The following is a 12834-nucleotide window of genomic DNA, read 5'->3' as shown; positions in this document are numbered from 1 at the left end:
GACCGATGTTGACCCGCCGTCTCACCGCCGCAACCGCCCTGGTCCTCGCCTTTCCGCTCGCCTCGGCCGCGACCACGCTGGAGGAACGGGTGGAGGCGTTGGAGAAGAAGAACGCCGAGCTCTACCACACCCTGCAGCAGAAGAAGCAGGCGGGCCTGATGACCAAGATCTCCGAGAAGATCTCGTTCTCCGGCCTGCTCGAGCTCGAGGCCGCCTACGAGAGCACCGACCCTGCCGACGGCGACCGCGAGGCCACCAGCGACCTCACCGTGGCCACCGCCCAGCTCGGGTTCGACGCCCAGGTCAACGACCAGCTCACCGCCGCCCTGGTGCTGCTGTTCGAGGAGGACGAGACCGAGCCCATCGAGGTGGACGAGGCCACCGTGGACTACGCCCGAGACGGCTGGACCGCCCGGTTCGGCCGCCAGTACCTGCCGTTCGGGGCGTACCCGAGCCACATGATCTCGGACCCCCTGACCCTGGAGCTGGGCGAGATCCGGGAGACGGCGGTGCAGGTGGGGTACGAGGGGGAGGGATGGACGGCGAGCGCGTTCGTGTTCAACGGGGACACGGAGAAGGTGAACGGGGCGGGGGAAGCGGAGGAGGACCACGTGAAGGACTGGGGGGTGAGCGTGGTGGTGACGCCGGTGGAGGGGGTGGAGGTGGGGGCGAGCTTTTTGTCGGACCTGGCGGACACGGACGCGGAGCTGGTGGGGGAGTACCGGGACCGGGTGGGGGGATGGAGCGCGTATGCGGTGGTGGGGTTCGGGCCGTTCGAGGTGTTGGGGGAGGTGCTGGGTTCGGTGGGGGCGTTTGACGAGGCGGACCTGGACGAGGACGAGGACGGCAGGGGGGACCGGCCGCTGGCGTGGAACGTGGAGGGGGCGTGGGACGTGAGCGAGGTGGTGGAGGTGGCGGTGCGTGTGGAGGGGAGCCGGGAGCTGGGGGGGCAGCCGGAGCTCCAGTACGGGGCGGTCGTTTCGTGGGGGCCCATGGAGGGGGTGAGCCTGAGCTTGGAGTACCTGCACGGGGAGTACGACGAGGACTTTGGGGGAGGGGTGGACTCCCGGGACCTGGTGACCGCCCAGCTCGCCGTGGAGTTCTAATGTCATGCTCCGCAAGGTCGTGCATTTCCCGAGGCGGCGGGGCTGAGGGCCCTTCCTTCGCTGAACGGCCTCGCAGGGGCCGCCTCGGCTCGGTTCGCTGCGCCGGGCGGCCCGGCCCGCTCGGCCGTCGCGCCTCGTCGGAGCCCCCAGCCCCACCGCAATCCGTATCTCTTCTTGCGGAACGGGACATTGGCCACCCAGAGGGCCGAAGATCCAAAAGATGGCGTTGACACGAGGGGTTCACTGGGGCTAGAAGGCTCGAAAATCGAATCTGCCCGCCGGTGCCTCTTGGGGCTGAAAAGGGAAGTGGGGTGCAAGTCCCCCGCGGACCCGCCGCTGTAAGCGAGGACGAAGGGCCACGGATGCCACTGGCCGAGAGGCTGGGAAGGCGGCCCGGAGGATGAATCGCGAGCCAGAAGACCTGCCGGCTGGGCGGCCCACGCGAACCTCCCCGGGCTTTTGGGAGGGTGGGCCCCTGAAGCGGTGCTTCGAAAACGGGAAGCCCGCACGCCGTCCATGGCGTGCGGGCTTTTTTCGTCGCCCCATCCAGGGCTCGGTTTCGAGAGGAGCCGATGGAACGCTGCACGTATCGCCAACGTGTGGGGAGATCCGTCCGGGCCGTCGTGGGGCTGGCCCTGCTGCTGGCATTCCGCGCCCACCCCGCGCCCGCGGATGAGAGCCCCGTTCTCCAAGAGGTGGTGGTGTCTGCCGAGGCGCCGCCCCCGGAGCCGACGGAGACCCCGGAACGCACGGCCGCGGTCACGGTGATCCCGGCCGAGAGCTTCCAGGAGAAGGCCACCTCGGTTCCGGAGGTCCTGGAGCAGTCGGTGGGCCTCACGATCCGCCGGTTCGGCGGCCTGGGCGCGTTCTCCACGGCGTCGATCCGCGGGTCCACGGCCCAGCAGGTGGCGGTGCTCCTGGACGGCGTGCCGCTGGCCGGCCCCGGCACCGGTCTGGTGAACCTCGGCGACCTCCCCCTGGGCGACGTGGAGCGGATCGAGGTGTACCGGGGCGCGTCGCCCCTGCGGCTGCGCTCCCCGGCCATCGGGGGTGTGATCAACATCGTGACCCGCAAGGCGAAGCAGGGCTGGAACGCCCGGGCCGACGCCACCTACGGCTCGTTCGACACCCTGGACACGCGGGGCGTGGTCTCGTGGAAGGGCGACCGGCTGGGGCTCCTGGTCTCGGGCAGCTACACCTCGTCCGACGGGGACTTCGAGTTCCTGGACGACAACGGCACCCGAGCCAACCCGGACGACGACGAGACCACCACCCGCCGCAACAACGCCTTCTACGCCCGTAACCTCCTGGCCAAGTTCTCCTGGGAGCCCTCGCCGGTGCTGCGCCTCGAGCTCTCGGACGACTACTTCGACAAACGCGAGGGCGTGCCCGGGATCGGCTCGAACCAATCGGACACGGCGCGGCTTCGCACCTATCGCAACGTGCTGTCGGTGCGGGCCGTGCGCGACGAGTTCCTCTCCGAGAACCTGGGCGCGGAGCTGTTCCTGCACCGGATCGACGAGACCACCGCCTTCCTGGACCCGCTGGGCGAGATCGGGGTGGGCCGCCAGGACAACGTGAACGAGACCGTCGGCTGGGGCGCGGATGGCATGCTCACCTACTACTGGGGCGAGCACCAGGTGCTCACCCTGCTGGGGGCCTACCGGAACGAGCGGGCCGAGTCCCGCGACGAGCTCGCCGAGCCGGCCGAGGGCGACACCCAGGAGCGCACCACCTACCAGGCCGGGGTCGAGGACGAGGTCTACCTCCTGGACGACCGCCTCGTGCTGGTGCCCCAGGTGCTCTACACCTTCCTCGACCACGAATTCGGCGGCCGGGCGCCGTTCTCCTGGAAGGAGCTCCCCTCCCCGGACGACCGGGGGTACTGGACGTACCGGCTGGGGCTCTCCTACCAACCCCGCCCCTGGATCAAGGTCCGGGCCAACGCGGCCCGGGCCTACCGGTTCCCCACCCTGACCGAGCTGTTCGGCGATCGCGGCACGGTGATCGGCAACCCCGAGCTGGTGCCCGAGCGGGGGGTCAACTGGGACCTCGGGGTTGCGGTGGATCCGGTCTGGCCGGCCGGCCGGGTCCATCTGGAGGCCGCCTACTTCCAGAGCCGCACCGACGACCTGATCCTGTTCGAGCAGACCTCCCAGCGCACCGTACGGGCCACCAACGTGTCGAGCGCCTGGGTCTGGGGCCTGGAGACCGCCTGGAGCCTCGAGGTGACCCGGCGGTTGGCCGTCAGCGGCAACTACACCTTCCAGCACACCGAGAACACCAGCGACATCCCCTACTACCGGGGCAACCAGCTCCCGGCCCGGCCCGAGCACGAGCTGTTCAACCGGTTGGAGCTGCTCTTTGGATGGGGCAAGGTGTTCCACGAACTCTCGTGGACCTCGGGCAACTACCTGGACGCGGCCAACTTCGAGAAGGCCGAGACCCGGCGCATCCACAATCTGGGGCTGTCGGTTCAACCCGGCCGGGGCCTGACCGTCACGTTCGAGCTCAAGAACCTGACCGACGAGCAGGTGTCGGACGCCCTGGGGTTCCCGCTGCCCGGCCGCAGCTACTACGTCACGGTCTCGGCCCAGCTCTGACCCCGTCCCCCCCAAGAAGGAGGAGAAAACCATGAGGCACACGATCCAACGCTCTGCGATGTTCCTGGCCGCGGCCTGCCTGCTGCTGGCCGGCTGCGGGGGAAGCTCCGGCGGGTCCGACGCTGCCGCCCCGGCCCTGCCCGGCACGGCCTTCGTGGCCACCACCGACTACTCCACGGGAGGGTACGCCACGATCGACCTCGACACCCTCGCGGCCCGGACGTTCCAAGGAAACGGCATCGTGGAGAGCGACAACGCCGTCACGACCTACGGCGGCAGGATCTACGTGATCAACCGCTACGGGTTCGACAACATCACGGTGATGGACCCCTCGGATCTGACCGCTCCGGTTGTCCAGTTCACCACCGGCAACGGCACGAACCCCCACGCCATGGCCTTCGTGAGCGACGCCAAGGCCTACGTGAGCCTGTACGGGGCCGACTACCTACTGATCGTGAACCCTACCACGGGCGAGGAGGTCGGCCGGGTGGACCTGAGCGACTTTGCCGATGCCGACGGCATCCCCGAGGCCTCGGCCATGGCGATCGTGGACGGGAAGCTGTTCGTGGCCCTCCAGAGGCTGGACCGCAACAGCTGGTTCGCCCCCACCGACGCCTCGTACGTGGTGGTGGTCGACACGGCCACGGACGAGATCGTGGACGCGGACTCCTCCACGCCCGACACGAAGGACCCGATCGTGCTGACCGGCACGAACCCGCAGTTCATGGTCTACGACGAGGCCCTGGGCAAGATCGTGGTCTCGGAGACCGGAACCTACGGCGCCCAGGACGGCGGCCTGGAGACGGTGGACCCGATCACGTACAAGGCCGAAGGGTTCCTCGTGACCGAGGGGGACCTGGGGGGCGACGTGGGAGCCCTCGCCGTGGTGGACGGCGCCAAGGCCTACGTGGTGGTCACCGACTCGTCGTGGGCCAACGACGTGGCCGTGGTGGAAAAAATCGACGGATCGTGGCAGAAACAGGGTACGTTGGGTCTGTCCGGCGCCTTCATCCCGAGCCTCGCCCTGGACGGCCAGGGGCGGCTCCTGGTGCCCGACCGGGACACCACCAGCCCGGGCGTGCGCATCTATGACACCGCGACCGACCAGGAGGTGGAGGGCAGCCCGGTGAACGTGGGCCTGCCGCCGAACTCCATCGCGGTGTTCTGATACCAAGTTGCCTTTAAAGCTATTAGGCCCTCTGCTCGGAGGGGCAAGGAACCTGTCGGAGAGCCGGGCGCGGCCCCTTGGCTCGCCGCGCACCGCTTCCGGCGTTTGGACTGCGAAATGGTACGGATTCCACCGGGTAGCCATGAAGCCAGCTCCGCCGTCCCGTGCCTGCGCGGCGAATCTCAATGCCCGGCTTCGCGCCCGGCCGGAGACAGGTCCCTTGCCCCGCCCCCCAGGGCTCTCGGTTTGAACCCAACTCGGTATGAACTCCCATTGAGCGGCCGAGCCCTTTTCCTGAGAGCGGGCATCCTCGCCCTGATGCTGGTGGCGGGCGCGTCGGTCGCCGGCGCGGCCGCCTGGACCGATGCGCTCGGCCGCCGGGTCGAGGTGCCGGACCGGCCGGGGCGGATCGTGTCGCTGGTGCCCAGCGTGACCGAGGTGCTCTACGCCCTGGGCGTGCAGGACCGGGTGGCCGGGGTCACCCGGTTCTGCACCTTTCCGGCCGAGGCCCAATCCAAGCCCAAGGTGGGCGGCTACGCAGACCCCAGCCTGGAGGCCATCGTGGCCCTGGCCCCGGATCTCGTGTTCGGCTCGGCCGACGCGACCCCTCCCCCGCTGATCGACCGCCTCGAGGGCCTGGGGATCCCGGTGTACGTGGTGTATCCCCGGAGCCTCGCCAGCACCGTGGCGATGCTCCGCCGGGTGGGCCGGGTGGTGGGGGCGGCCCGGGCGGGCGAGCGGCTCGCGGCCGGCCTGGAGCGCGCCGTGGCAGAGGTCCGGGACCGGGTGCGGGATCTTCCCCGGCCCCGCGTGCTCCTGTGCGTCATGGTCGAGCCCCTGGTGGTGGCCGGCCCCGGCACCCTGGCCCACGACCTCATCGAAACGGCCGGAGGCCGCAACGTGGTGCCCGCCGGACCGTCGCGGTACCCCACGTGGGGCCCCGAGTCCCTGCTGGCGGCAGACCCGGACGTGGTGGTGGTGTCGCCCCATCCGGGCCAGCCCTCGCCGGGCCGGCTGTTCGACCGGTGGCCCGAACTCAAGGCCGTGGCCGCCGGCCGGGTGGTCGAGATCCCGGCCGACTGGATCCACCGCCCCGGGCCGCGGCTCGCACGGGGCTTGCGGGCCCTGGCCCGCGCCATCCACCCGGACGCGTTTCCGGAGGAAGGCCCATGACCCCCCAACGGCGACTGCCCTGGGCGGCCGTGCTCCCCGCCCTGGTCCTCGCGAGCCTGGGCCTGTCCCTGTGGGCCGGGTCGCTGCGGCTCTCGTGGGGCGAGATCGGCAGCATCCTGCTGGGCAACGGCCGCGCCGACCCGACACACGTGGCGATCGTGCTCCGGGTGCGGCTGCCCAGGGCGGCCCTGGCCGCCCTGGTGGGGGCGGGGCTGGGCGCGGCCGGCGGGGCGTTCCAGGGCCTGCTGCGCAACCCCTTGGCCGACCCGTACATCCTGGGGGTGTCCGGAGGCGCGGCCCTGGGGGCCGTGGCCGCGCTGTCCCTGGGCCTGACCACCCCCCTGGCCGTGCCCGCGGCCGCGTTCCTGGGCGCGGTGGCAGCCTTGGGGTTCGTGTACGTGGTGGCCCGGGCCCACCGGGGCTCGCCCCGCACCCTGATCCTGTCGGGCGTGATGGTGGGCAGCTTCTGCTCAGCCCTGCTCCTGTTCCTGCTGTGGACTTCCCCCTCCGACCCGGTACGAACCGCGATCTTCTGGCTGGCCGGGGACCTGTCGGGGGCGTCGCCCGGGTGGCTTCCGGCTGCCGGGCTGTGGGCCGGGGTCGCATTCCTGGTTCTCTGGCTCCAGGCCCCGGCCCTGGACCTGCTGACCCAGGGGGAGGAGACCGCGGCCGACCTGGGCCTGGACGTGGGACGGGCGCGGCTGCTGCTGCTCGGAGCGGCCGGGGGGCTGACCGCCGCGGCCGTGGCCCTGGCCGGCCTGGTGGGATTCGTGGGACTGGTGGTGCCTCACGCCGTGCGCCTGGTGTGGGGCCCGGGGCACCGGCGGCTGCTCCCCGCCTCCGCGCTGCTGGGCGCCGCGTTCCTGCTCGGGGCCGACGCCGTGGCCCGCACGGTGCTCGCGCCGGCCGAGGTCCCGGTGGGCGTGGTCACGGCCCTGGTGGGCGCTCCGTTCTTCCTGTACCTGCTGCGCCAGAAGGACGGACGGGCGTGATCCGGATCGAGGAGCTCACGTTCCGGTTCGGGGACGGCCCGCCGGTGCTCCGCGGGTTGACCCTGGAGGTGCGCCGGGGCGAGATCCTGGGCGTCCTGGGTCCCAACGGGTGCGGCAAGTCCACCCTGCTGCGCCTGATGCGCGGGGCGCTCGTGCCGGAAGCCGGGCGGGTGCGGCTCGACGGCCGGCCCGTACACCGGTACCGGCGGCGGGAGCTGGCCCGCTGGATGGCCGTGGTGCCCCAAGCCACGGCCACGCCGTTTCCGTACACGGCGTGGGAGTTCGTGGCCATGGGCCGCTTCGCCCACGCCCCGGGGATCGGAGGACCGCGACGAGGCGACCGGGCAGCGGTGGACAAGGCCCTGACCCTGACCGACACCCTGCACCTCGCCCGGCGGCCGGTCACCCGGTTGAGCGGCGGGGAGCTCCAGCGGGTGGTGCTGGCCCGGGCGCTCGCCCAGGAGACCCCGATCCTGCTGCTGGACGAGGCCACCAGCCACCTGGACATCCGCCACCGCCTCGGCATCGCCGAGCTCCTGGTACGGCTCCACCGGGACGAGGACCGGACCATCGTGCACGTGACCCACGACTTCGACCTGGCCGCCGCCATCTCGGACCGGCTGCTGCTGCTCTCTCCCGGGGGAGAACCGTTGGCCGTGGGCACCCCGTGGCAGGTGCTGACGCCGGCGAGGATCCGGGAGGCGTTCTCGGTGGTCGTGCGGGTGGAGCCCGACCCGGCCACCGGCCGGCCCCGGGTGCTGCCGGTGCTGCCCGCCAGGGATCCGGTCGCGGAGGAGTCCCCATGACCGCATCCGGGCTGGAGCGGTGGCTCGCGGTCTCCCTCGCGATCCACGCCCTGGGGATCTCGCTGTGGGTGGCCGCAGGGCCGGGCGGCAGGGCCAGACCCTCCGCCCCGGTGCCCGTGCGGGTCCTGCTGGTGGACGCGGCTCCGGCCCCCGCCCCGGGGGGAGAGAAGGGGGTATCGGCCAAGGGCCGGGGCGGCGAGGCCCCGAGGGCCGCGCCGCGCCGACCCGTCCGGCGCGAGACCGCGGTCAAGACCTCCGCCCCGCCGAAGCGGTCCGGCCGGACCACCGTGGAGATCCGCCGCCGCCAGCCGGCCCGCATCCCCCGGCGGACCGACCGAACCGCGCCACGCACGATCGAGCACCGCCCCAGGCCCGAACCCGCTAAGGAGGCCGCCCCCCCACGGCCCCGGCCGGAGCCGGTGCCGGTTTCCGAGCCGAAGCCGCAGCCCCCTCCTCCCGCCGCGGCCTCCCACGAGGTCCCCGAGCCCGAGCCCCCCGCTCCCCCTGCGGAGGCTCGGCCGGCCGACCTTCCAGAGCCCCCCCCGCCGTCCGAACCACCGCGGGCGGCCGAGGCCCTGCCCAAGGAACCTGCGGCACCCCCGGAGGCCGAGCGTTCCGCGCCGGCCCGGACGGACGGACCTCTGGCTGGCCCGGCGGCCGCCTCCCTCGCCGTGGAGGGGCCTGCTCCGAAAGCGCCGGCCGGCCCTCCTGCCCGGGCGGGTGCGGTTCCCAGCGCCCAGGCCGCGCCCGACCCACCCTCCGGGGCCGGAAGCATGCCCGGGCCGGCGCCTTCCGAAGGGACCGGCACTGCCAGGACGAACGTGGGGGACCGGGACGCCCAACCCGACTACGCCGCGATCACGCCGCCCCCCTACCCGCGCCTGGCCCGGCGGCGGGGGTGGCAGGGGGTGGTGCGGCTCCGGGTACGGGTGTCGCCCGACGGCCGGGTGCTCGACGCCTCGGTGGAGCAGAGCTCGGGCTACCGGGTGCTCGACCGGGCCGCCCTCGAGGCGGTGCGAGGCTGGCGGTTCCGTCCGGCGGTGCGCGGTGGCGAGCCCGTGGCGTCCGAGGTGGTGGTGCCCGTGCGGTTCTCCCTCAACCGCTCGGGGTGACCTTGCCCCTCGGCCGACGCCAAGGGGAGAATGGGGCCTTTGACCCGCTGGGATGCCCGTCCAGGCCCCTTCGGGGCCCTACAAGGGGAAGGGTAACGTTCGTTGGCCCGGGGCGAGCTAGAGACTAGAAACTAGAGACTAGAAACTAGAGAAATTCCGGGGACCTCTGACCGTTGGGCGGGCGCTCCAGGAGGCCCCATGCTCCCCGGCCTTTGGCACGATCCGAGAGCCGCCCGGCCGCCTAGCTGCCTAGCGGGCCGAAGGCCCCAGACCGAAGACCGTCGACCGACGACCGACGACCGCAGACCGAAGTTACATGGAAACAGGAGCCGAAGCTTTGCGCGTCTGGATTCTGGGGGGAGGACGGTTCGGTACCCGGGCCGCGGCCAAGCTGGTCGCGGCCGGGGCCTCGGTGCGGGTGGTGGACCGGGACCCCGCAGGGCTGGAGGCCGCCCGGCGCCTCGGCGCCGAGACCCAGGTGGCCGACGCGGTGGGGTTCCTCTCCGAACAAAAGGAGCATGTGCTGGGCCCGGGCGGGGCCGACTGGATCGTGCCGGCCGTGCCGGTGCACCTGGCGGCCTTGTGGTGCCTGGCCGAGCTGGGGCCCGACCGGCTGGTCCGCCATCCGATCCCCGCCGAGGTGGAGCGGGCGGTTCCCCACGCCCTGCGGGCCTCGGCCGACGAGATCTACACGAGCCACGCCGACTGGCGATGCCCCCCCGACTGCCCCGAACCGGCCGACCGGTGCACGGTCACGGGGAAGCCCAGGCCGAAGGACCTGTTCCGCCTGCTCGCAGAGCTGGAAGTTCCCACCTTTCGCCCGTTCGTCCTGCGAAGCCACCAGCTCGCACCGGGGGTCGGCGGGTGCCGGCCGGAGGAGTTCCTCGACCTGCTGGCCCGGCTCACGGCCCACACCGGCCCGGCGCTGGTGGCCACGGCCTGCCGCTGCCACGGCGTGATCACGGGGGTGCTGCGCACGGACGGATCGACGGGTCGTTGAGATGCTGGGCGGATGAAAGGCTATCAACCTGGCGACGGACGTCACCCGCCTCGCCGCCGCGAAAACTCCGGATACAACCGTTCCAAACACTCCGGGCACAGGCCGTGCGAGAACTGGGCGTGGGTGTGCTCCCCGACGTAGGTTTCCACCTCCACCCATGCATCCTGATCGGACTCCGCCCTCCCCTCCAGGCGGATCTTCTTGCAACTCGAGCAGATCGGGAGCAGCCCCTCCAACACCCGAAGGCGAGCAACGAAGCCCTCTACGACCTCTGCCTTCCGGACAAGCTTCCGGCCGAGCCATCCCAGGCCGAGCAGGCACACCAGGGCAATGGTCCCGTGCCAGATCGCTAGGCTCCCCTGGCGTGCCCTGGTCACCTCAAACGCCGATGTGTAGTCCAGGGAGATGCTCAGCCCTCCCTTGAGATCTCCTTTGCGGTACCCTTGCGCCCCATGGCACTTGAGGCAAGCAGCCTCGGCCGGCAAGGCCCTGACATACCGGAACGCCACGCGCCCGTCCCGCCGTAGTTCCTCTTGCCCCCATTCCGTTGCCCCTTGGGTCTTCAGGAACTCCAACGCCTCTGCTTCCCACCGCCGGGGGCGGTTGTCCGGCCGCAGGGGCCGGTCGCTCACCAAACGGATCTCGATCCCCGTCTGGCTCGGCAATTCTCCAGCCACGAGCCGCGTCAAGTAGGCGGGGTTTATCTTGGTGAGCCGTCGGCCCCGGTCGTCGGTCACGTCCCGATCTGCCACCTTCAGGTACGGGTTGGGGGGTACGCGATCGGAAACCGGTACGTAGATCCCCCCTTGCTTCGCCGTCCACGCCCGCATGGCCACAATGGTATCCGCAATGCTCCGGGCAGCCTCCCATTCCAGGCCTCTGGCGTGCTTCTCGACGCTCCACAGATTCCACCCCAACGAAGCGCCGATGACGAGCAAGAGCCCCCCGGCCATCACCCACACCTGCGTTCGGATCGACTTCGCCGTCTGCCGGGCGGCCTCTGATAGCGCCGAAACGTGTGGCTCAGCCTCTTGGCTCTCTCCTGGCAACGCGCTCTCTCCTCCCGCGCGGGGGAACGGACAACGTTCTCATTCCGTCTGCCCCTCCCTGTTCCCCTTCCTACACGCACCCGAGCGTCTTTTCTAGAAAAGCTCGATTTTGGGCCCCTCGTCTTCCAAAACGTCTTGTGCCGCGCCCCCCTCCTGCTGGTGGATGGCTCGCTGTCCGCGCATGGTGTACCCCGCTGCAATCTCGTCCACATCGAAGGGCGGCACCGCTTTCGCGTCACCACTTCGCCCGCATCCTACCAGCACCTCCGAGTGGTGATCCATTTGTTCGAGCACCCCCGTCACCTGCTCCAACCGCTGGCGAGTGATGTCCTGGAACTGGATGCTCGCCAACCCGTCCATGATCACCCGGGCGACTTCATCGTTGGTCCGCCGGGTCGCATCCAGCACCTCTTGAATTACGGCCGGCACCTCAGCAGAGGCGGCTCCGACCGTGGTCAAGGCGGTGCCCACCTCCTCCAGCATCCGGATCTGCTTTTTCCGGGCCGTGGCGTCGAGTTGGCGGGCGAACTTGGCCCGCACCGACTCCACCATCTCCGATATTCCCTTTTCGATCTTCCGCGCAGCCTCCGCCGACTTTTGGGACAGCGCCCGGATCTCCGCGGCGACCACACCGAACCCCTTCCCAGCCTGTCCGACCCGAGCCGCTTCGATGGCCGCGTTCAACGCCAACAGGTTGGTCCGGTCCGCGATATCCTTCACCATGGCGGTGACCGTGCGCAGTTCCTCCGCCTCGGCCAACACCTGCTCCACCCGACGCCATTCCTCCTCCATCTCCTGATGCCGGCCTGTTAGATACGCCTGCATGCTCCGGAGCACCTCCAGATCCCGCTCGCGGTTTTCCCGAACCTGCACCGCCAACGATTCGATCTCTTCCATGGCGGTCTGGATACGGACCGTCATCTCCCGCACCAGAGTGTCCAAGCGTTGGAGCCGCTCCACGATGTCCCGGGCTGCTTCCTCGGTGATCTCGCTCACTCCTTCCAGTTGTCCTCGAAGAATCCCCCGAACCCTAGCGTACGCATCCAATGAGCCCAGGATCGCGTCCACCACCTCCCGCCAGCAACGCGCGTCCTCTTGTGCTCGCACACACTCTTTGAGGGCCTGTGCATCCCGCATCGCCGCGGCCACGAGCAGGCTTCCTACCCCCCCAGCCAACCCGGCGGTCAGGAGCCCCAGCCACCCCTTGACGGCCCCGTGGGTCGAAGGGCTCCCCAGATCGGTCCATCCTTGGGCTACCACTTCGCACACGGACACCCCGAGGAGCAGCGCTCCCATCCACCACGTTGTCCGGCGCGTCATCAGCACGTGAGCGCGGGGATCCACTCGGTCCATCGGAACCTCTGTGTGTTCGGGGTCAGGGGAAAGGTGTCGCAAGCCACTCTCTACGCGCCGGGAACGACCTGCTTGATCACCTTGAGAAGGTCTTCGGCCGCAACAGGTTTCACCAACCAGCCGGTCGCCCCGGCCGCCCGCGCCTCTTGGCGCTTGGCTTGCTGGGACTCCGTGGTGAGCATCAGGATGGGGGTGAACCGTAGGCCCGGAAGCTTGCGCGCCTCCCGAATCAGGCCGATCCCGTCCATCCCCGGCATGTTCAGGTCGGTGATGATGAGGTTCGGTTTGAGACCGGACTTCAGCTTGTCCAAAGCGTGCTCCGCGCTCGGAGCCTCCTCGGCCTGGTACCCGGCTTTCGAGAGAATCGAGGTCATGCTCATCCGCAGCGTGCTGGAATCGTCCACCAACAAGATCGTCTTCATGATCTCTTCCCTCCCTCCTCCGGAGTTCCGTGGACGACGGCCTCCAGCAA

The 12834-nt window shown here is 70.5% G+C and carries 11 protein-coding genes and 1 riboswitch; of the genes, 8 read left to right on the top strand and 3 right to left on the bottom strand.

Translation table 11 applies throughout. The features are described 5' to 3' along the window. The first annotated feature begins 5 nt into the window (after window positions 1-5). From DEFCA_RS0114965 to DEFCA_RS0114930, 8 genes are all read left to right on the top strand, one after another. Window positions 6-1106 (top strand): LbtU family siderophore porin, encoded by a 1101-nt coding sequence (locus DEFCA_RS0114965; protein WP_025323821.1) that lies wholly within the window; start codon window positions 6-8, stop codon window positions 1104-1106. Between the two features lie 262 nt (window positions 1107-1368). Further along, window positions 1369-1549, top strand: a riboswitch (cobalamin riboswitch). Window positions 1550-1678: 129 nt separating this feature from the next. Next, the gene (locus DEFCA_RS0114960; RefSeq protein WP_084319274.1) at window positions 1679-3709 is read left to right on the top strand and encodes a TonB-dependent receptor plug domain-containing protein; all 2031 of its coding nucleotides are present in this window, start codon (window positions 1679-1681) and stop codon (window positions 3707-3709) included. A 31-nt stretch (window positions 3710-3740) separates the two neighbouring features. Next, on the top strand, window positions 3741-4877 hold the full coding sequence (locus DEFCA_RS0114955; protein ID WP_169709603.1) for a YncE family protein: 1137 nt from the start codon (window positions 3741-3743) through the stop codon (window positions 4875-4877). A gap of 273 nt (window positions 4878-5150) precedes the next feature. Then, entirely contained in the window at window positions 5151-6050 is a 900-nt protein-coding gene (locus DEFCA_RS0114950) for an ABC transporter substrate-binding protein (RefSeq protein ID WP_025323818.1), read from the top strand. Continuing rightward, complete coding sequence (locus tag DEFCA_RS0114945) at window positions 6047-7042, top strand: FecCD family ABC transporter permease (protein ID WP_025323817.1); 996 nt, start codon at window positions 6047-6049, stop codon at window positions 7040-7042. The genes DEFCA_RS0114950 and DEFCA_RS0114945 overlap by 4 nt, the downstream gene beginning before the upstream one ends. After that, entirely contained in the window at window positions 7039-7848 is an 810-nt protein-coding gene (locus DEFCA_RS0114940) for an ABC transporter ATP-binding protein (RefSeq protein WP_025323816.1), read from the top strand. The genes DEFCA_RS0114945 and DEFCA_RS0114940 overlap by 4 nt, the downstream gene beginning before the upstream one ends. Further along, window positions 7845-8960 carry a TonB family protein gene (locus DEFCA_RS0114935; RefSeq protein WP_025323815.1) on the top strand — a complete coding sequence of 372 codons (1116 nt, stop codon included), beginning with the start codon at window positions 7845-7847 and terminating at the stop codon, window positions 8958-8960. The genes DEFCA_RS0114940 and DEFCA_RS0114935 overlap by 4 nt, the downstream gene beginning before the upstream one ends. A gap of 337 nt (window positions 8961-9297) precedes the next feature. Continuing rightward, window positions 9298-9960: an NAD-binding protein gene (locus DEFCA_RS0114930; protein WP_025323814.1), complete on the top strand. Its 663-nt coding sequence runs from the start codon at window positions 9298-9300 to the stop codon at window positions 9958-9960. A 41-nt stretch (window positions 9961-10001) separates the two neighbouring features. Here DEFCA_RS0114930 and DEFCA_RS20925 read toward each other — a convergent pair whose 3' ends face one another. From DEFCA_RS20925 to DEFCA_RS0114915, 3 genes are all read right to left on the bottom strand, one after another. Beyond that, on the bottom strand, window positions 10002-11009 hold the full coding sequence (locus tag DEFCA_RS20925) for a Tll0287-like domain-containing protein (protein ID WP_025323813.1): 1008 nt from the start codon (window positions 11007-11009) through the stop codon (window positions 10002-10004). 93 nt (window positions 11010-11102) lie between these two features. Further along, complete coding sequence (locus DEFCA_RS0114920; RefSeq protein ID WP_169709602.1) at window positions 11103-12305, bottom strand: methyl-accepting chemotaxis protein; 1203 nt, start codon at window positions 12303-12305, stop codon at window positions 11103-11105. A gap of 107 nt (window positions 12306-12412) precedes the next feature. Beyond that, complete coding sequence (locus DEFCA_RS0114915; RefSeq protein WP_025323811.1) at window positions 12413-12784, bottom strand: response regulator; 372 nt, start codon at window positions 12782-12784, stop codon at window positions 12413-12415. Window positions 12785-12834 lie beyond the last annotated feature (50 nt).

The sequence above is a fragment of the Deferrisoma camini S3R1 genome (assembly GCF_000526155.1).
GTDB classification, from domain to species: domain Bacteria; phylum Desulfobacterota; class Deferrisomatia; order Deferrisomatales; family Deferrisomataceae; genus Deferrisoma; species Deferrisoma camini.
This window is presented reverse-complemented; position numbering and strand designations above follow the sequence as displayed.

Bases quoted from the DNA above. Each gene is read 5' to 3' on its own strand.
- DEFCA_RS0114935 (WP_025323815.1), top strand. From the start codon at position 7,845: ATGACCGCATCCGGGCTGGAGCGGTGGCTCGCGGTCTCCCTCGCGATC.
- DEFCA_RS0114915 (WP_025323811.1), bottom strand. From the start codon at position 12,784: ATGAAGACGATCTTGTTGGTGGACGATTCCAGCACGCTGCGGATGAGC.
- DEFCA_RS0114920 (WP_169709602.1), bottom strand. From the start codon at position 12,305: ATGGGAGCGCTGCTCCTCGGGGTGTCCGTGTGCGAAGTGGTAGCCCAA.
- DEFCA_RS0114960 (WP_084319274.1), top strand. From the start codon at position 1,679: ATGGAACGCTGCACGTATCGCCAACGTGTGGGGAGATCCGTCCGGGCC.
- DEFCA_RS0114945 (WP_025323817.1), top strand. From the start codon at position 6,047: ATGACCCCCCAACGGCGACTGCCCTGGGCGGCCGTGCTCCCCGCCCTG.
- DEFCA_RS0114965 (WP_025323821.1), top strand. From the start codon at position 6: ATGTTGACCCGCCGTCTCACCGCCGCAACCGCCCTGGTCCTCGCCTTT.
- DEFCA_RS0114955 (WP_169709603.1), top strand. From the start codon at position 3,741: ATGAGGCACACGATCCAACGCTCTGCGATGTTCCTGGCCGCGGCCTGC.